At 44.0% G+C, this 20,160-nt stretch carries 13 protein-coding genes; 3 read left to right on the forward strand and 10 right to left on the reverse strand.

Translation table 11 applies throughout. The features are described 5' to 3' along the window. Positions 1 to 116 precede the first annotated feature (116 nt). Positions 117 to 662 (reverse strand): hypothetical protein, encoded by a 546-nt coding sequence (locus BVC89_RS07265; RefSeq protein ID WP_086930550.1) that lies wholly within the window; start codon positions 660 to 662, stop codon positions 117 to 119. Next, positions 643 to 2,226, reverse strand: coding sequence for an RHS repeat domain-containing protein (locus BVC89_RS07270; RefSeq protein ID WP_086930551.1), 1,584 nt, complete (start codon positions 2,224 to 2,226; stop codon positions 643 to 645). Before BVC89_RS07270 ends, BVC89_RS07265 begins: the two co-directional genes overlap by 20 nt. 86 nt (positions 2,227 to 2,312) lie before the next feature. Between BVC89_RS07270 and BVC89_RS30700 the strand changes: the two genes are divergently transcribed. Next, positions 2,313 to 2,393, forward strand: coding sequence for a SymE family type I addiction module toxin (locus tag BVC89_RS30700; protein WP_086934546.1), 81 nt, complete (start codon positions 2,313 to 2,315; stop codon positions 2,391 to 2,393). A gap of 93 nt (positions 2,394 to 2,486) precedes the next feature. Here BVC89_RS30700 and BVC89_RS07280 read toward each other — a convergent pair whose 3' ends face one another. Together BVC89_RS07280 and BVC89_RS07285 are read right to left on the reverse strand one after the other, a co-directional pair. Beyond that, positions 2,487 to 3,065: a hypothetical protein gene (locus BVC89_RS07280; protein WP_158657828.1), complete on the reverse strand. Its 579-nt coding sequence runs from the start codon at positions 3,063 to 3,065 to the stop codon at positions 2,487 to 2,489. A gap of 83 nt (positions 3,066 to 3,148) precedes the next feature. Further along, on the reverse strand, positions 3,149 to 5,038 hold the full coding sequence (locus BVC89_RS07285) for an RHS repeat-associated core domain-containing protein (protein ID WP_086930553.1): 1,890 nt from the start codon (positions 5,036 to 5,038) through the stop codon (positions 3,149 to 3,151). A 144-nt stretch (positions 5,039 to 5,182) separates the two neighbouring features. Between BVC89_RS07285 and BVC89_RS07290 the strand changes: the two genes are divergently transcribed. Next, positions 5,183 to 5,389, forward strand: coding sequence for a hypothetical protein (locus BVC89_RS07290; protein WP_086930554.1), 207 nt, complete (start codon positions 5,183 to 5,185; stop codon positions 5,387 to 5,389). 98 nt (positions 5,390 to 5,487) lie between these two features. After that, positions 5,488 to 5,964 (forward strand): lysozyme, encoded by a 477-nt coding sequence (locus tag BVC89_RS07295; protein WP_086930555.1) that lies wholly within the window; start codon positions 5,488 to 5,490, stop codon positions 5,962 to 5,964. A 131-nt stretch (positions 5,965 to 6,095) separates the two neighbouring features. Here the strand turns inward: BVC89_RS07295 and BVC89_RS07300 are convergent, their stop codons facing one another. The 6 genes from BVC89_RS07300 to BVC89_RS07325 form a co-directional block, all read right to left on the reverse strand. Next, complete coding sequence (locus tag BVC89_RS07300) at positions 6,096 to 6,644, reverse strand: hypothetical protein (protein ID WP_086930556.1); 549 nt, start codon at positions 6,642 to 6,644, stop codon at positions 6,096 to 6,098. After that, on the reverse strand, positions 6,635 to 7,027 hold the full coding sequence (locus BVC89_RS07305) for a hypothetical protein (RefSeq protein WP_086930557.1): 393 nt from the start codon (positions 7,025 to 7,027) through the stop codon (positions 6,635 to 6,637). Before BVC89_RS07305 ends, BVC89_RS07300 begins: the two co-directional genes overlap by 10 nt. Further along, complete coding sequence (locus BVC89_RS07310) at positions 6,991 to 7,431, reverse strand: hypothetical protein (protein ID WP_103654242.1); 441 nt, start codon at positions 7,429 to 7,431, stop codon at positions 6,991 to 6,993. Before BVC89_RS07310 ends, BVC89_RS07305 begins: the two co-directional genes overlap by 37 nt. 278 nt (positions 7,432 to 7,709) lie before the next feature. Beyond that, entirely contained in the window at positions 7,710 to 8,174 is a 465-nt protein-coding gene (locus tag BVC89_RS07315; protein WP_158657829.1) for a hypothetical protein, read from the reverse strand. Positions 8,175 to 8,197: 23 nt separating this feature from the next. Continuing rightward, entirely contained in the window at positions 8,198 to 18,463 is a 10,266-nt protein-coding gene (locus BVC89_RS07320; RefSeq protein WP_086930560.1) for an Ig-like domain-containing protein, read from the reverse strand. After that, entirely contained in the window at positions 18,451 to 19,941 is a 1,491-nt protein-coding gene (locus tag BVC89_RS07325) for an outer membrane protein assembly factor BamB family protein (RefSeq protein WP_086930561.1), read from the reverse strand. The genes BVC89_RS07320 and BVC89_RS07325 overlap by 13 nt, the downstream gene beginning before the upstream one ends. Between the last annotated feature and the right edge of the window lie 219 nt (positions 19,942 to 20,160).

The following is a 20,160-nucleotide window of genomic DNA, read 5'->3' on the forward strand; positions in this document are numbered from 1 at the left end:
CTACTATGCCAATTTGGTCATCAACAGTTAGATTGTAAATTATGTAGCCTGAAATGCAAAAAATAAAAAGCCCTAGTTAACTAGGGCTTTGGATAGTTGTATTGTCTGTTAATTAGTCAGCTACAACTAGAAAGTTTTTTGTTAATAATGTAATCAATCAAAGTATCTTTACTATAGTTTTCCTGTGAAGAGAAATAATCTACCATATCTTCTGAGTAAAAAACATCACAGCTGCTATACAAATAAATGTCTCTACCCTCATGAGTCAATTTTTTAAAAAATATAACACCCTCTTCACCTGTCTGTAAGGTCGATGGGCCAGGGTTTCTGTCGTAAGGCACTTTGATTATTTGTCCTGGCTGAAACTTGCCTCTTATATTATTTACAATGAGAAAAGATTCGTATTTTATATCCTTACTTAAATTATCCAATCTATTCTGAATTAGCTTTTTATCACAGTTATGAGTTGTAGATATATGATTTTTATGCAGGAGTGAATTAAAATATCCGCATCCAATTTTCCCACTTAATTTTAGTACAAATGCAATTGAGTCTTTTTCAGAAAAATAACTGGTATCTTCAATATTTTTTTCATAGGCAAGTGAATTACTAAAATTAAAAAATAAAAATAATACGAAAAATTTAGTGGCCACGTGTTTCATAAGTATCCCATAGTCCATCGTTATAAACTTCAAATTTAAATTTGCCTACTGATCTTCTATATCTTGAAAAATCTTTAAGCGACCCACTACCAATTCTCGTAGCTGGATCAAAATTAGGATTTCTCATCCTACTAAGCTCTCTTCCAGAAGCAAATACAGCGGCTCCACCTCTATTTATTATTGCTTCCAAATCTCCAGCATGAACCCAGTTACCGCTTGGATGAGTATGCCAAGCACTATGCTTATAGGGTAAAGTTTCAGTTGCACCAATAGCTGCACTATGATCAAAACCTGTTGAAACTTCATATATATTATTTTGATCATCTATTTTTGCCCAAAGTTCTATGCCTAGCTCACTACCATATTCAACTAAACCTGACTCATGTAAAGCAATGGCTGCGTCTTCTGTAGAATTAAAAGGTTTGTTTTGTAAGTCTACAGAAAGAGTATCAATTTTCTTTTGAATCGCAGCTCTTTCTTCGGGTGTAAAATCATTAAAATGGCATTTGCCCTTTGAAGCGCATTCTCCTATAGGCGTATTGCCATGACCGCTATCTTGTAGAACAGACTGCCGAGAACTTATCCCAGCCCTAACCGCCCAAGCAAAAGCGGCACTGCCCGCCCCATTAGCAAACTTCCCACCGGTTGCTTTGGAAATTGTACCACTAAGCACGATACTGCCAAGGCCTTTTAATATGTTATTCGTCGTTTCGTTGGCGACTGGCGCGAGTTTCCCTCCTAGCGCTGTGCCGACACCGGCGCTGATAAATCCATGGCCAAATTTGCCGTTATTGAGCACGTTGGTAATACCGCCGGCTACCGCGACTTGAAGTAAGCCTTCCCATGAAAAGCCATCGGCTAAATATGAAGAAGTAATACTGGCCGAGGCGTAGCTACTGACGGCGGCACGGGCAATATCCCCTAAATCACCGCCGGCTCGTGCGGCGTGTACTGCCCCAAATGCGGCGGAAATATAGGGAATGCACGCTTGGCAATAAATGGCGGCGATGGCGGTTACGATTGTTTGTACTGCGCCTAAAAATCCACCCACACTAAAATACCCACTAGGGTCGGTGGCATTAAGGGGATTATTAAACACATAACTATACCGGTTGTAACTTTGCGTATTACTCGCTGCTTGCACAAAGGGATCGGCTTGCATAAAACGGCCAAGCCTTGGATCGTAAATACGGCCGTTCATATGAATTAAGCCCACTGCATCCAAATGCTCGTGCATGGTAAAACCCCGTGTAATAGGGGAGGTGACCACCAGCGTATTAAAATCACTTAACGCGTTATCCATTAAGGTCGACCAATCTAGCGCCGCACGTTTTTGTCCCCACGCATCAAAGCTGAAAACGAGATCTCTACCACTTTCGTCTTGCGCAATAGTGCCCATTGCATTGGTAATTACATCCAATGATCCCAAGTGATCTTTATGGAGGTATTGAGTCTCTTGATTAACACGACTACCCGCACTGTCTAATTTAATGGTGACTAAAGCCCCACCAGGAAGATAGCGTTTAATACTTTGAGTGCCATCGGGGTGGGTGAGTTTTTCCACTTTGCCGATATAGCGCGTCGTGGTGGTGCCGTCAGTGTTTTCATCCGGCTCATCAAAGGTGGTGTAATGAATAAGGCCATTGGTTAATTCAAGCGGGGTTTGAGATTAATGCGCCGGTCAAGGTGAGGGTCAGGGATAGGTGTTTGGTGGTGACCTGTGATAAGTGAGGTGGAAAATAATATATAAGAGGATAAGACAGTAAATAATAAAAAGCCCTAGGTTAAAAATCTAGGGCTTAAGGTGGGTGTCTTATTTAAATGTTAGTCATGAGGATTAAAAAACTTACTCGCATTTTTGACAACTAATCTATCTTCAAAAGCTATATCACTTTTCTTTACAACAACCTTCCTCAATATCAAATCTCGACCCAAAACAATTGGCACATGACACATATAACCCTCATTATCAGTCACGCAATCCATCTTGTAACGATTTTTCTTCAGAGCACCAAGCGCCTCTTCACTTAACCATTCTTCGGCCTTACTCAAATCATCAAGAACAACAAATTGTTTATAAAACACCCTCGTAAATAGAAAAGACTCAGCAACAATCGTTTTAACATTTGACGGGGAAAGGCTGGAGTATAAAGGAAGAATATATTCATTATAATTATTTAAAGACCCAGTTAACAAAATTACCTTATCAGAATTTTCATTTAGAGCAAAAGTGAAATCATGTTCATTCAAACCCAAATCATGAAATGAAATTTTGTAAATCGTAAAATCGCTTCTATTTATCAAACTCTGTATATCAACATCATCAGAGCTAGATAGAACATTCTGAAAATCAGCATCCATAATTTGCGATTTTAACAATTTTATGATTTCGTCATTTTCCACGGTCGATTTCTCTGCATAACAAGAGTTAAAAATGGACCCCATGAATACGAAAACGATAGTCAGCTGAATTGTAAGTTTAAACATTATTGATTCACCCTATCCCAGTAAGCTCCATAGTAATCCCCATATGTCTGACCGGTAGTACTAGTTTTATATATCGCAGCCGGCCCCCTAAATCTATCCTTAATCAATTGCATCCTTTCTGCCGGTTTAGCCCCAACCCAAGCATCATGTCCCGTAGGCTTAGCCATCATGCTTGGATCTGCTAACTCAGAATAAATTTGATGCCGCATATGATCTGCCATAGACTCATTAGTTATCATTCCATTGATATAATCTTCTCTCGACATCTTTTTCGCAGAAGGTTTATTAATTCCTAAATGTGTTTGATACGCATGACCAAGCTCATGGGCCATGGATCGAACATTTACAGCAAGGCTAGCGTTAGCTCTTAGGTGAAGGGTGTTAGTTTTTGAATTAAAATATGCCCCCCTCTTACTATCCAAAACAACTTCAGGCTTTGCTGAATCAAAAGCAGCCTTCCCTGTTTTAGTAGACCTAATTATGTCGATAACATCTTCAGCGGTGTAGTCACCTGCAGCTTTATCAGCAAAGGCCGCAGGCTCCGGCTTATTAAGCCTCTCCACTCCAGCCCCCACGGCCCACGCAAAAGCAGCACTCCCTGCGCCATTTGCAAATTTCCCTCCGGTTGCTTTGGAAATTGTACCACTTAACACGATACTGCCAAGACCTTTTAATATGTTATTTGTCGTTTCGTTGGCGACTGGCGCGAGTTTCCCTCCTAACGCTGTGCCGACACCGGCGCTGATAAATCCATGGCCAAATTTGCCGTTATTGAGCACGTTGGTAATACCGCCGGCCACGGCTACTTGAAGTAAGCCTTCCCATGAAAAGCCATCGGCTAAATATGAAGAGGTAATACTGGCAGAGGCGTAGCTACTGACGGCGGCACGGGCAATATCCCCTAAATCACCGCCGGCTCGTGCGGCGTGTACTGCCCCAAATGCGGCGGAAATATAAGGAATGCACGCTTGGCAATAGATGGCGGCGATGGCGGTTACGATTGTTTGTACTGCGCCTAAAAATCCGCCCACACTAAAATACCCACTGGGGTCGGTGGCATTAAGGGGATTATTAAACACATAGCTATAACGATTATAACTTTGGGTATTACTCGCTGCTTGCACAAAGGGATCGGCTTGCATAAAACGGCCGAGTCTTGGATCGTAAATACGGCCGTTCATATGAATTAAGCCCACTGCATCCAAATGCTCGTGCATGGTAAAACCCCGTGTAATAGGGGAGGTGACCACCAGCGTATTAAAATCACTTAACGCGTTATCCATTAAGGTCGACCAATCTAGCGCCGCACGTTTTTGTCCCCACGCATCAAAGCTGAAAACGAGATCTCTACCACTTTCGTCTTGCGCAATAGTGCCCATTGCATTGGTAATTACATCCAATGATCCCAAGTGATCTTTATGGAGGTATTGAGTCTCTTGATTAACACGACTACCCGCACTGTCTAATTTAATGGTGACTAAAGCCCCACCAGGAAGATAGCGTTTAATACTTTGAGTGCCATCGGGGTGGGTGAGTTTTTCCACTTTGCCGATATAACGGGTCGTAGTAGTACCCTCAGTATTTTCATCCGTGCGTAAATAGCGACTGCGATCCGGGGCGTAACGGAAAGTAATGCGCGTATCATCCTTAGTAATTTCATCGGGCTTATCAAAGGTGGTGTAATGAATATTACGCCCAGTACCATCAGCAAACATATTGCCATTAGCATCGTAGGCATAGTGGGCATTATCTTCACTGGTGTGGCAAAGGGCATGAGGCCCATAAGTATCTGGGTGAGTGGTAGACACACAATCACTGCCGTAACTGTAATCGCCAACACCGGTTTTAAACACAATATTGCCTAAACTATCGTAGCGCACTTCTTGCACGTCACGGCCTATGACATGGCTGGTACGTAAGCGATTTAAATCATCATAAGTAAAACTCTCATCTAATGTTTTACTGCCACTGTAATCATTGCGCGATTGTAAATTCCCAATATCATCCCACTCATAATGATGGTTTTGAATATCATGGGTGCCGAGTATGGAGGACGCGCGAATATCACTGAGCCTGCCAGTTTATCTAACGAGGGATGGGTAGGGCAACTACGTGCATCCGTGCGGCCAGTGATTACTTATTTATTTTTCACCCTGTTCGCGCCTGTCAAAGCGTGTACACTTTATATTCTCATTACCGATCACAATATTCACTTATATCAAGCGCTCCCCCAAATCTAGGACGCAGACACACAAGCACTATTCGCGGAGGTGATTAGTTTTTGGTTCGGTCAGCGCGCGCTATCAAAATTTAGACATACACATTAAGAAAAAAGCTTATGAGAAAAACCAATCAAGCCGGTATCGACCTTATTAAAAAATATGAAGGATTTAGCAACACAGTATATATTTGTCCTGCTAACTATCCGACCATTGGCTACGGTCATCTCATTAGGGATCATGATGATTTTAGTAAGGGTGTTACTGAAGAGGAAGCCGATCAACTACTAAAAAAGGATTTAACAACAACAGAGAGAGCGGTCACCCGATTGATTAATGTCCCGCTGACAGCCGGTCAATTTGACGCCCTTGTATCCTCTACTTTTAATTTAGGCGCAGGCACCTTACAGCGCTCTACACTCCGAAGAAAACTAAACCGTAGTGACTATGATAGTGTTCCATATGAACTAAAAAAATGGGTGTGGGCTGGCCGGAAAAAGCTAAAGGGGTTGGCCAATAGGAGGTCAGAAGAAGCTTCTCTATACTGGTTGAGTAGTATAAAAAATGGTCGCCAACTATTTCACAGTAGATGTTAGCGACCTTGATATATATGCCTAGTACATATAAATTATTTAACGGTCCTGAGTTGAATAACTTTGTTCTTAGTAAACTAACTTTAAATAATTATTTCGACTTTGTTATATCATAATGTATAGTTATTTTACCACTAATTAACGTACCGCTCACGTAATACGGCTCTAGCTATTATTATGCCATCTCTTAAAATGACATAACCCCGCTGAACGCTAGGAGATATTGACTTATTGTCAAACCAATATAGCTCATCTCCATCATTTAGATTCTGAACTAAGCATTCTGCTACCTTTACAAAGTTTATATATCCGTAAGTTTTCAATTGGTCATTGATATCTCTATGAACTCCATTCTTTGATTTATGTCCACTTAATCGGACTAAAGCTTTTTTCCTGTAATCTAGATCTAATGTCAATATTTGATTAACAACACTTTCTTTTTCATATCGACTTTCAATATATTTTCGATCTAAATAAATATCCTTCGTGAACATAAAAGGGTCTTTAGGTTGGCAAAGCCTAACATTTTTATGAACTTCCGAGTCAAAGTCATATACCTCTGCGGTTGCTTCATTATTTAATTGGATCAGGATAAGCACGGCAACAAAATTAATTAAAAAACTTGTTCCGAGTTTATTTGTAATAGATTGTTTAACTTTAGTACTCAAACCTTCTACTTCCATTTTACACCCCAGTGTTGGTTAAATATATTTTTTAATTCATCAACTTGGCTTTGAAACTCTGGAGTTGCTCCAGTAGATGGATGATCTACTATTGTTTTTCTCGGGTCTCGGCCATGCTGAACTTCATGAAAAAAGCTGTCAACTAATTCAGGCTTATTTAAATTACCTGCTGCGTCCCAATTCATACGTCCACCTGGGTTACCATTACCTATACCGATATAACCCGGCTCCCACACCCCAGAAAATTCAAAAGTATCTTCGTGCCTAATTTCATGAGTTGATAGTACGTCTAATACGTCCTCTGGAAGACCTGGTGTAATTATTGCGTCCTGTCTAAGTTGGTCTATTACCCTTTGTCTCTGAGGAATTGAAGGTATTTCCACCTCTTGATTTTATTATTATGCTTAAAGTATGATTTCTTTATATAGACCTTATCTGAAGTCCGACGATATTCTACCTCTCTGCTATCGGTATTTAAATAAAATCCTTGCAGACTCACTTCACCTTTTAATTCAAAAGAGAAAAACATAAAATTATCATAGATGAAAGAAGGCCCCTCAGGAACGTTTCCGTACTTGGATGGCGACAATTTATTTTGAATGACAATGTTCTGTATTATTTTTCTACCTTCATCAGCACTGATAGGTGAGTTTTTAACAAGCTCTTTATAACGCTTAGTCCCATACCAACTGACATCCAAATTCTCTTCCTTTGAATAGACGTTACTAGTCACTAACATCCAGCCCAAGAACATTGCTACAAGTTTTAAATGCTCTATTTTCCCCATATTTCTTCTCTCCAGCCAAGTTTTCGTAAACCACACACTCAGGAACAAATACATTTTAATTCTAGCAATAACAAAAAACCGCCAGCTATTATAAAACAATAACTGACGGCTCTTTAAAGCGCCATGTAATTAAACAATATCATAAGCCAGCCCTTAGATCTAAATAGAGCCTAACTTTCATCATATCTATTTAAAAATATTTAACTAAATATTCTTGCCATCTAGTTAATATTTTTTAAGAAAACCTTTGCTTTATCTATGATGCCTCGTGCTTAAAACTATTTACGCAAACTAATTTTTCCAAACGTTTTAGATGAATCTATATCATCATTAGAAACAGTTCTAACAAATTTTTTATCGCATATTCCTGACGAACTTTGCGACCCTAGAGTCATCAATATTGAAAAAGGCGAGAACAATTCACTAACAGTAAAAGTAGAACTTAGCATTGTTTCTTCCTCCAAAAGAATAAGTTTTGTTTGAAGAATAAATTTACTATCATCTAACAGTTCGTAGTTATCAATTTTCAAAGGGACGCCATAAAAAAGTTCAGCCTCCTTAAAAAAATTATCATTTTCCTGATTTTTTTTAAATCGGACATCAATCCTTATAAATCCATCGCCAAGAAAAGTATAATGAATATTACCGTCAACTTTAGAGCTTTCATTAACTAAGCAAACCGACTCAGCTCGTAAGCAAGTAGCTAAAAGTAACAATAAAATAGAGAATACAAAATTAATCATAAATTTATACATAAGCAGTAATTTTATTTGTAACCGTTTGCGAGATTATAAAGATCTCGCCCCAAAACTCTTCTACCTTCATCATAGGAAAGAATACTCCCGCTTCCTTTAGGTGCATGTCCTAACCCTAACACATGTCCAAATTCATGAGCAATAGTACTACCTCGCCAACCGTCCCCCAAATGAATTGTACTGTCACCCGCTCTAGAAACGTACCCACCATAAGAGATCATATCAGGTGTAATATTTTTTACTTCTAGATCACAGGCAAGAGCATGAGCTTTCATTTTATTAATAGTGTTCTGTTTTCTTAATTGAACTTCTTCCCTACTTATTTTAACTAAATTGACCTGACCACCACTTTTAACTGATCTAGCAGTTATTTCAGATCGAAATAGCTGGCCATTATACTCTCCAGAAACACCAGACCAATATTTATTAATTCTTCTTGCTGCATATTTAGATTTATATCCAGACACCGTAATCTCTCCCTTAATAACAGTGACACCATTTTCATCAACAGATATAGTTATTCCAAGATCTTTATTTTTGTTTTTAAATATCCATTCAGGGTTTGCTGGCGCGCATGCTGAACCATTTTCTTCACAACTTAAGCCCTCAACATCTTCACTTACATCAATCTGAGTACCAGTCCTAACTGCCCAAGCAAAAGCAGCACTGCCCGCTCCATTGGCAAATTTCCCACCGGTTGCTGTGGAAATTGTACCACTTAACACAATACCACCAAGACCTTTTAACACGTTATTGAATGTATCGCCTGCTATTGGCGCGAGAGTCCCTCCAGCTAAAGTGCCAACACCGGCACTGATAAAACCATGCCCAAATTTCCCACGATTTAATACGCTCGTGATGCCCCCTACAACAGCGACTTTAAGCAGTCCCGTCCAGGAAAATTCTTCAGCGAGAAATGAGGAGGTGATACTGGCCGATATATAACTGCTGACTGCCGACAAAGCGATATCCCCTAAATTACCATCGGCAATGGCGGCATCCAAGGCACCGAACATTCCTGCAATCGCAGGCAAACAGGCTTGACAAGACACAGCCACGATCGCCGTTAACGCCACTTTTAACAAATTTAAGAAGCCACCCGCACTGATTCTAAAATATCCACTGGGGTCGGTGGCATTAAGCGGATTATTAAACACATAACTATACCGGTTGTAACTTTGCGTATTACTCGCTGCTTGCACAAAGGGATCGGCTTGCATAAAACGGCCGAGTCTTGGATCGTAAATACGGCCGTTCATATGAATTAAGCCCACTGCATCCAAATGCTCGTGCATGGTAAAACCCCGTGTAATAGGGGAGGTGACCACCAGCGTATTAAAATCACTTAACGCGTTATCCATTAAGGTCGACCAATCTAGCGCCGCACGTTTTTGTCCCCACGCATCAAAGCTGAAAACGAGATCTCTACCACTTTCGTCTTGCGCAATAGTGCCCATTGCATTGGTAATTACATCCAATGATCCCAAGTGATCTTTATGGAGGTATTGAGTCTCTTGATTAACACGACTACCCGCACTGTCTAATTTAATGGTGACTAAAGCCCCACCAGGAAGATAGCGTTTAATACTTTGAGTGCCATCGGGGTGGGTGAGTTTTTCCACTTTGCCGATATAGCGGGTTGTGGTGGTACCCTCAGTATTCTCGTCCGTGCGTAAATAGCGACTGCGATCCGGGGCATAACGGAAAGTAATGCGCGTATCGTCCTTGGTAATTTCATCGGGTTTATCAAAGGTGGTGTAATGAATAGTGCGCCCAGTACCATCAGCAAACATATTGCCGTTAGCATCGTAGGCATAGTGGGCATTATCTTCACTGGTGTGGCAAAGGGCGTGAGGCCCATAGGTATCTTGATGAGTGGCAGACACACAATCACTGCCATAGCTGTAATCGCCAATACCGGTTTTAAACACAATATTGCCTAAACTATCGTAGCGTATTTCTTGAACATCACGACCCGCGACTTGGCTTGTTAGCAAACGATTTAAATCATCATAAGTAAAACTCTCGTCCAATGTTTTACTGCCACTGTAATCATTGCGTGATTGTAAATTCCCAATATCGTCCCACTCGTAATGATGGTTTTGAATATCATGAGTGCCGAGTATGGAGGACGCGCGAATATCACTGAGCCATCCGGTATCCTCTTCATAAACATACTGGCTGGTGACACCATTCCCTGACTGCGCGCTGGACACATTACCCCGTTTATCCATTTCTAAAATACTGTAGTACGAACGCTTTTCACCATTCACACTGTTGGCATCCACCACCTGGCTTAAATAGCCCTGGGAGTTGTAGATATTTTCAATCGCGTTACTTTGGAAAGTATTATCCCCAGCCGCATCAAACACCTGATGCTGACGACCGAATTGGTCATAGGTGACTTTTTCATAGTGCACATCGTCAGTAGCAAAATGCGTGGCAGTCTCACTGGGACGCGTGAGTGCATCGTACATAAAGACTTTACGATAACCGCTGATCACATCTTCAACATTTTGCAACACACCAAGGTGAGTGCCAGTGGTGCTATTGTTGTAGGTCCACGTGGTATTGCCTTCGGTACTGCCATCGGTTTTGATATCGCGACGGAAGGTCATACGCCCCAGTGCATCATAGGCCATGGTGCTGCGCTGACCCTTCGCATCAATTTGGCCAATTAATTCGCCAAAGGCGTTGTAGCGATAGAGCCACCAACCGGCAATGGGGCTATCAAATGCGGTGGGGCATTCCGTTACCTGCGCACGATGGCCACCTTTATCGGGATCGAGCATGGCGGTTTTACGGCCTAGGTGGTCGTAGCACATGGTCACCTTAATATCGTGCGGGTCGGCCGTATTACCGTATTGCCGAACATGGGTAATATTGCCTCGGGTATCGTAGTGATAACTCAGGCGGGCGCCGTCGGCATCGGTTACTTCGGCTAGCTGGCCAATGGCGTTACGTTTTTCAGTATTGGTTTGCTCGAGGGGATTGGTGGTGGTGGTAGTTAAGCCGTTGTAAAACACCGTCACAGGGCGTTCGATCCCTGGCAAAGATGTAGCAATCGCCCGCCCTAAAATATCGTAGGTGATTTCCGTCCAGTATTGAGGCGTATCATTATCACGATAGGGTTCGGAGGTACGTTTCACCCGCCCTAGGGCATCGTATTCCATATCGGTATACACCCAGCCGCCATCAAAATGCTTCACACCTTCTCGTATGGAGCGGCCAAGAACATCGATATAGCTGCGTGATTCTCCGCCACCCGCTTGTTGTGTGTGTGAGATATAGCGAGCACTGGTGGGACAAGTGCTATCACACGGAATAAGAAGGCTCTGTGTCCAAGCCCCCGTATCATCATGTCGCAAAGATTCACGGCCAAAGGCACCGTAGCTCATGGTGGTTTTCACACCATTTAAATCTGTCGTCAGTTTAGGTAGGCCGAGTGGATGTCGGTTTTCGTCGGTGATGCTTTGTTCTATTTGACCATAGTGATTGCTTGTATGCTCAGCGTAACGTCCAATGTTGTCAAACAGGGTTGTCGAGGTTCGAGTCACAGCACTTTCGCCATCCCACCCTTTTGATTCCATACGTTCCTGATTGCCAAATTCATCATAGAAATACGACACCACCAGGGACTGCTCCAGGGTTTTGCTTGGATCAGGTTCCACCGTTTGGGTAGCCAACAATCCAAATAACTTGTCATTATGTGGGCTATCGCTGGTACCGGTGTTGTAATAGGTAAATTTAGCGGTGCGCGTTACCGAAGCCTCATCGTTTTGGGTAACGGTGGTATCGGTCTGGGTAACCCGTCCCAATTGCGCATAGCTCCACGTTGAACCGTGAAGATCAAGCGACCCTTCATAGAAGTTTGATACGGTTTCTGTATGGGTAAAGCCGTCGCCCGTAGTGGCCACAATAATATCGGTGGCATTGCCGTGGTCATCGTAGGTAGAGGTAGTTTCCACACGTTGTTGGACATCGCTAGTGACACTGATATTCGGATTGTTGCTGCCAAAGGTCGAGCTAAATGATCGGTACGTGGTTTCTACACTCTGTTCTAAAAAGGTATTCAATGGCCCTAAGGCAGCGGTTCCTTGGGCACGAGCAATATCCGCCCAGTCGTTCTGCCAGTTTTTTATCGCCCATCGATTTGTCGTTTCACTCAGACGTTGGCCTGTGGGTGTAATCACCTCGGTTTTTAAGGGACGTCCGGCAAAAGGAAAATCTTGACGATAGGTCGTGACGGTTTTAATTCCCGTTTGCTGATCCAAGGTGGCTAATCGTTCAAACCCTAAAAAGCCAATCCCTGCCGCTTGTATTTTGGCTTCGCCATAGAAATAAGCAATGGTACTCATGGCTTCGGCATTGATATTACCTGGCGTTGCTCCTGCCGAAGGGGCGGAGCTTGAAATGGATGTGACGATGGGCAAAGAGCCGTGGAATTCCAATACCGGCTGATACTTCCCTAGGGAGTTATGTTCACTCCAGTTGCTGTTAAGTTCACTATAAAATTGCCCGGTATCATAGGCGTAATAGTCTTGGCAGGTATTTAAAAAGGACTCTCCCCAAATGGCACATAATGCATTGGGTGGCGTTGCCCGTGTCTCGCCCACGTCAATACGGTGGTAATGAGAGCTTTTCGCAAGGGCTTCATGGCTAATCTCCGTAATGCCTCCTAAGCCATTTTCTATTTGCGTCATCACATGGCGAGGGCTGGACTGGGTGCTTAAAAATCGTAACAACCGACCAGACTCACTGCGATAGCGATGATAATCCAGATGGCCATCGCCATTACTATCAAAGAAGATATGGTTTTCTCGGTTAGTCTCTTCAGGATCTGTCGTCACACCGCGTCGAATGTTTTCTGTATCGATGGAAAATGCGTGTGTGTGAATATCCCAACGATACATACGAATATTGGCGGTGGGAAACGCATGGTATATCAGGTCGAGATCGCCATCATTATCATAGTCGACAAACGTGGGCGCCCGATCATAGTCGTCGATACTCGGCCCGCGAATAGACAATGATTGCTTCGTGCCAAATTGTAAACCGTCATTTATCCAATAGTTCAGCCGTCCTTTAAAATAGTAGGTGAGGTCGGCGAGGCCATCGCCATTTAGATCCTGAAGGTTAACACGGGGAAACTGTTCCGGTGCGGTGGTGCTTGGCTCCAATTCTTCTAAATAAATACTGCTGCCCCAAGGAAGCAATGCACTCTCACCGAAGGTGTATATATGATAGTAAAACTGGAATGTCCCTTGTTCCTCGTGAATGGAGCGGTAGCGCAGCATCAGTTCGGCTTGCCCATTACCTGTCACATCCCCCGTAGCGATGGCAATTTGATCAACATCGTCGATATCATCTTCAATACCTGCAGGAGGATCAATCGAAAAGCTTTCCTCGGCACCGAACGCAAAATAAGTATCGCTCTCGATAGCACCGTTGCCAGGCTTTAATCGCCTTATTATTAAGCGCTGTTGTTGACGGTTAAGATATACGGCATCGGATAAGCCATCGCTATCAATATCAAGAAAAAGCAATGTGGAATTCGCATCTAGGAAATGGTCTGCACCAAGATTTTTTAACCGCCAACCGCTCGATGTGGGCGTCGATATATACAGCTGCCAACCCCCAGCACTGGCGCTATAGGTGGCGAGATCCATACGCCCATCAGCGTTGTAGTCCAGTACTAGAATTTGAGCAGCGGCACGAGAGAAAAAGCTACCGCCAACAACATCAGGTAAAATTTCACTCGTTCTTCCCGATGCAAACGGTTGTGCGACAAGTTCGCCTGCCACAGACATGGCATAGTTGACCGTTTGTTGATCGCCCATTGGCGAGGTATGTAAAAAGACAATATCCTGCTCACCATCACCATTAAAATCGGCAAACTTATAGTCTACTAGCAAACCGGCATCGCTAAATTCTGTGGTGTCAAAATCCGTAAGCTCTTGTCCTTCCCCTGACGGTGTCCAAGCAAACACTGTTGGAAGTAAACATACATCTCCGGCGCACACTTCTATGTTTTCTAAGAGGCTGGTTTGCACATGGGCATCAGCGGGATACGGCGCATAGTTGAGATCATACCGTCGCACTTCGCTAGGTGTTTTATTCACTGTATTTTGTACGCGGATAGCCGCGAGTCGCTTTGTACTCTCAAAGGCATAACCGGCTAAATTAAAGCGTTCAATATCAGGACGGTCTTCGTAATCAAAGAAGACGGCGGCATTGGCTTGATCGCCATTACCGTAAGCATAATGGACAGAAGCAATTCGATGATCATTACCTGCTGTTTGTGCATACACATACTCAATACGATTGCCCACACTGTCTTTAAATTGGTTTTGTACCCACATTAGCGTATGTGCGTTATCGAACGTCCTTTGTTGGGCATTGTTGTCACCTTCAATAAAACCGTAAGTAGTGAGGGAACCGTCTCTAGCCACAGCGGTGAAATACTCTGGAGCACCCGCACTACCGCCAACAGATGTGACTGTAATAAAGCTATCGATTTCAGTTTTATAGGTCGCCCCTACAGCGCCATAGGATGCGCCAGAGGTTAGTACTAAGCGCTGGCCATTCAGACAAAAGCGGTCTCTTTCTCCCCAGGTAATCGGCAATGCAACACCATCGCGTCCTAGCGTCTGACGGCAGCGGCTAATGCTTGATAAACCACTTAGCCCCCAGCCTTTGCCCGCAATTCCACGATTGTTTTGACTGGTATAATGCAAAGAAAAACTCGGGGCAACACCGGCGGTGCCCGCCATCGTGGTAATGGGAATCGTGTAGGTAGCAGAACCCTGCTCATTGACCCGAAACTGGCCTTCAATAGAGCCGATGGCATCGGATATGCTGGTATCAGGATCTTCCGGTTTACTGGCAGGCAAAGGCGCTGCATCCGGTGCGCCCAAGGCAGGGCTGCTATTGGCTAAGTACTCTTGATAATTAGTCAAGCCGTCGCCATCGGCATCCCCATCACCGCTTTGGCTGGTGAGGTCGCCAAAGTGTGTGAGTTCCCACTGATCGCCCAGGCCATCGTTATCGCTGTCCAGTAAAAAGTCGCAATTGGCTTCTAAACAAAAGCCATAAAAGATTTGGAAAATACGCAGTAATTCTTGGTCAACGCGGGTAGAGAAGGTTTCGCTGCCGACTAGCTGCATGGCTAATTGCGTGCGCGTAAGTGCACCGCTGGTGAGTGCTGCGAGGTCTGCTTGATATTCGGGTGTATCCACCCACTCGGTAATATTTAACACATTCTCATACAGAGCACCCACATAGAGGAAGTCGGTTAAACCGCCGTAAAGGGCAACACCGGAATCAGAGGTTAAAAAGGCTTCCGTCACCTCTTCTAAGGTCGCGCCATAATCTGGCAGTAAGGCATAGGTCCAGAATGTGAGTGTTTCTTTATCAGGATGACGACGCAATAAGCCTTCAAATAAACGCCCCACTTGAAAGAGTTCGGTAGCATCCCAACCGTCCACCACAAACTGCTCAAAGTCTTCGCCAACAGTGCTTAAATAATCACGCAATAAGGATTGATCGATACTTTGCCAGTTGAGTTGCTCCGGCCCGATCACCCCAGCCCGTAGCTGATGCAATTGCCCATCCACAGAACTAAAGGACAGACTGTAATCCCCATAAATCACTGGCTTTTCGGCAATACCGGCAGTGGCGTTATATGTCCAGCGAACCTGGCCATCGGTGCCAAGGGAATAGAAACGGCTGTCCATCGCACCCGCGTAAACAAAGTCATATTGATCTACTAGAGGTGAAGCCACCGCGCCTGCTGCGGGGAATTGCCAATGGATTTGGCCACTGAGTACATCTTCAGCGCCACCCACCGCCACAAGGTGGCGATCACCGCCGCCCACGTAGACGGTATTTTCATTCACAGAAAGGGCAGGCTGGGTGGTAATCGGTTCTTGAATATCCACTGGCCATCCCGTAATAAGCGTACCGGCACTGTCATAGGCATACAGTTGATCACCACGGCCAATATAAATAATCCCGTTAGCACTGATGGTAGGTGGCCCACTATTGACGGCAGGTTCCGGTGATGCATTATTGGGATAGACCTGTGTGCTCGCGCGATTATTATTGGTGGTGTTGACCACCGCTAATGACAAACCGCCAAGGTTATTTAAGGCATCAATCACCAAGGCATCATCGATAGGCAATTGCAGGGAATCGTTGTTAACGATTAATTCAGGTGAACTAAACGTTTGGTTTAACGGGCTGGTTGTAATAGAACTCACAGCCACTTGCGTATTCGTATCAAAGCCCGTCCCAGCAATCGACACACAGGTGCCATCGCAAGCGAGTGATGCGCTGTAAATCACCGGAGTATCAATCACACTAACGGATAAAATCCCTCCAGGCGTACTGCAGGCGTTTTGATCATTACAGGCCAGCACACGATAGGAATAGGTATTGGTGGTTTTATTATTAAGTACAAGTGATGTTGCGCTTTGATTGGCGATTTGCTGCCAAGGGCCAGTCCCTATTTGTTCTTCCACTAAGTAGTGATCCAGGTTTTCTGTAACCGCATCCCAACAGATCTCGAAAGCGCCAGTGCTTTGGCCACTGGTAGCACCGTTGGCACATACTGCTGAAGTTTTTAAATAGGTGGGGCCGGGGCGTTGTGGTACCGGTAAGGTGATAGTCACCGTATAAGGGGCACTAAAGGCTGAACACCCCACATCATTACAGGCATTGACGCGATAGGTGTAGCTGCCATTGCCTAAGCCGGTAAAAGAGGCGGCACGATTGGCGGAGCGAATCACGCGGGTAAAATCGCCATCGCTGCAGGTCGCTAAACGGCATTCTTGTAGCTCGTATTCATTCGCATCTGTTACTGCATTCCAGCTGAGTGTGTAAATCCCGGTGCTGTTATTTACTCCAGTGTCTGCCGCTAATCCTGTCGGTGCTGAATTAGGTGCGGTTTGTTCAATCCCTTCAATCACCACGACTGGCGAAGAAGCACTGGTGATGCCGTGATTATCGGTGGCTTGTGCGGTAATGGAATGTAAACCCGAAGCGGAGACTGTCCACGTGGCGGTATAAGGTGCGCTGGTATCGGTGCTGATGATACTGCCATTGCGAAAAAACTGTACTTGGGTGATGGTGCCATCATCACTGGCGGTTGCGCCGATGGACACACTGTCTCCCACATCAAATTGTGTGTTAGGTGCGGGACTATTAATAAATACGGTGGGGCGTGTGTGCACATTGACCGTGATAGCGGTTGAACGTGTGGTGGCGCCATGGTTATCGGTAGCGCGAGCCTCCAGTGTTTGTGCACCTGATTGTGTGGGTGTCCATTGAGCGGTAAACGGTGCGCTGGTATCACGGGCAATACGTGTTGTGCCGTGGTAAAAATCCACGTAGGAGACGGAGCCGTTGGTATCGGTCGCACTGGCTGACAGTAGAAGTACTTGGTTCAATAATTGGTAGTGGCCATTGCTAGGAGAGAACAATGAAACACTCGGCCTAATATTCCCTTGGCAACGGGCAGAAGTTTGCCATGGCGTGCGTGTGTTGGGTTGTTGATCATAATAGGCGCGCACGCGATACCGACGTTCTTCGCCGGTGTTAATGCCGGGTCGTGAAATTGAGGTGGCACTTGCGCCAGCCGGATTGGTTAAACGTGTCCATGTGCTCCCCCCATTAGAAGATTCTTCAATATCGTAACGATTCGCTGCTGAGACCGCTGGCCAACTAACGGTATAACTATTAATACAGTAGTTGGGTAACGAAATGGTTCCCATGGAACCTAGTTGACGAATGACCGTAATAGTGCCGATGAGATCAATATCCGTTCCGCCACCATCAGGATCACCATGATCATTAATTTCCGACTCAGCATAATACCGATACACACCGTTATCATGGTTGAGCGTAATGGTGCGTGTTTCACCATCCACGTACCCAAAATCCAAGCGTGTTTGTTGGCCATTAAAGGTGCGCGTTGCCGTTAAGCGTGTTGCATCGATGTTAGGGATAAATGGGAAGGAATAAGAAATTCTGTAAGTGCCATTAGTATCGGTATAAGTGGCTGTGGAACCCGATCCGCTGACATTCTCCACATCAAGAAAATTAAAATAGGATTGTTGTGCGCTTACGAATGGACTAAAGACAAAAAATAATGGTAATAAAATATAGTGAAAAAATTTAAGATTATGCAGGTTCATTGCTAAAAAGCTCCCAGCAAAAATATGATCATTTTTATTCATGCTACGGTGAACAACGTTTTTAGAATTTAACGTACCCATACGACACTCGCCTCCCTGTTCTGTAATGGATTGGCAGGCTCCACTGCATACAAACGTCCTTCACTATCTTTGATATAAAGATAATCCGTGGGTGCACTTGCAGGGGAAACGATGGGGGCAGCATTGACGGTGGCATTGGCCGATACATTAAGGCGTAAACGCCACAGTTCAGTACCATTTAAATCGAAGGCGTAAAGCCAACCATTTTGAGTAATGGCGAATACTGTATTTTTTTCATTATTAAAGGCAAGACCAGCAACCGCGCCTTGTGTATCGGCTGACCACAACACATTACCTGCGTCGGCATTAATGCTGTATACATGAGCATTGGTAGAACCGACAAATAATGTATTACTAGCACCGATGAGCGGTTCGCTATTAATTAGTCCTAACGACTGTGACCAAAGCTCAGCACCATTGTTATCAATTTTTCGTAATAAATTATTATGCGTACTGACATAGCGTGAGCCATCTTCAGCAATGGTGGTGGCTTTCGCCGCTGAACTGAGGGCAGGCACGTTGAGTCGATCCGCCGACGCCGCATAAATAAATGCGGAGCGTGCTTTCCAAATATCTTCGTTATAAACGGCTAAGGTAAATCCACGTAATGTACGTGAAGAGTCAAGCGCTAACGGGGAAGCAAATGTCCAAATATGGGTAATGCCTGGACGAATATGAGAGCGCCCCTCATAATTCTCCCAGCGATTATCCATCCTCAACGCAGAAACAAGATCCGGATTATTCGTGCTGACACTTCTTGGTTCAGGAAACCCGATCTCTTGTACTTCCGGATCAGGGATGCCCATTGAGTCATAAATCAATACGCGATCCACATCTCCTAGCCCATTGTCGTAAAGGGCATAGAGCATTGTTTTATTGCCACTACCTGACATTAAAAAATTAATGGAGGCGTAACGGGCGTGTTGCTCTATGGGTAAAGTAACGTCAACAGCAGCACCAGGATGCTCAAGCGATGGGCTATGAGGACGATGTGCTCGCACAACATTGGGGTGTGTTGAAAGTTGTGGTGTTGATCCTTGCGGTGGCAGTACAAAGCCCGCTTGAGGTGCTGCGTCACGTGAGGTATTAAGGCGAAAAATACCGTAGTTAGTCGATAACTCACCACTTACAGGTAAACCAGAATCACTCTGATTATCCCAACTATAGGTTCCCCAAAAGCCCAGTTGATGTTCGCCAAAGACACGACCAACATCTCGACTGACAAATCCCCAACTTGAAGGTGGATCGTATAATGCCGCATGACTCGCCTCGGCATTGGAAATATAGCCATCGTAATTAACGCCTAGAGAAATATCTAAAGGGACAATATCCGCATAAGCAGGACGAGATAAAGTGTAAGTCATCGAAAAAAAACAGACGAATAGAAGAGCTTTGTTGATTAAGTTATATGTCCTTTTCTTTTCTATATTCACAAAAATAAAAGAACAACAAGAAATAGTAAGGCGAGAGGGATTCATACATCCTCCTTGTATAAATGAAAAGCACACAGAAATACCTCACCATAAGGTATGTTATGTGTATGTGTCGTTGGGATTAAATACTTTACTGGACGATAAACATGTGATGTATCCTTAAACGTTAAATATCGGCTTCCTAAACCTTTGCGAAAACACGGTATATCAATATATTTTTTTAAAAAATTACACCGCGTTATTCGAGAAAAATATGGAAAAATA

This window comes from Agarilytica rhodophyticola, from assembly GCF_002157225.2.
In the GTDB taxonomy this organism is placed as follows: domain Bacteria; phylum Pseudomonadota; class Gammaproteobacteria; order Pseudomonadales; family Cellvibrionaceae; genus Agarilytica; species Agarilytica rhodophyticola.

Coding starts and splice junctions, on each gene's coding strand:
- BVC89_RS07265 (WP_086930550.1), bottom strand. CDS start 662: ATGAAACACGTGGCCACTAAATTTTTCGTATTATTTTTATTTTTTAAT.
- BVC89_RS07290 (WP_086930554.1), top strand. CDS start 5,183: ATGGGTGCCGAGTATGGAGGACGCGCGAATATCACTGAGCCTGCCAGT.
- BVC89_RS07295 (WP_086930555.1), top strand. CDS start 5,488: ATGAGAAAAACCAATCAAGCCGGTATCGACCTTATTAAAAAATATGAA.
- BVC89_RS07300 (WP_086930556.1), bottom strand. CDS start 6,644: ATGGAAGTAGAAGGTTTGAGTACTAAAGTTAAACAATCTATTACAAAT.
- BVC89_RS07310 (WP_103654242.1), bottom strand. CDS start 7,431: ATGGGGAAAATAGAGCATTTAAAACTTGTAGCAATGTTCTTGGGCTGG.
- BVC89_RS07315 (WP_158657829.1), bottom strand. CDS start 8,174: ATGATTAATTTTGTATTCTCTATTTTATTGTTACTTTTAGCTACTTGC.
- BVC89_RS07320 (WP_086930560.1), bottom strand. CDS start 18,463: ATGGGTACGTTAAATTCTAAAAACGTTGTTCACCGTAGCATGAATAAA.
- BVC89_RS07325 (WP_086930561.1), bottom strand. CDS start 19,941: ATGAATCCCTCTCGCCTTACTATTTCTTGTTGTTCTTTTATTTTTGTG.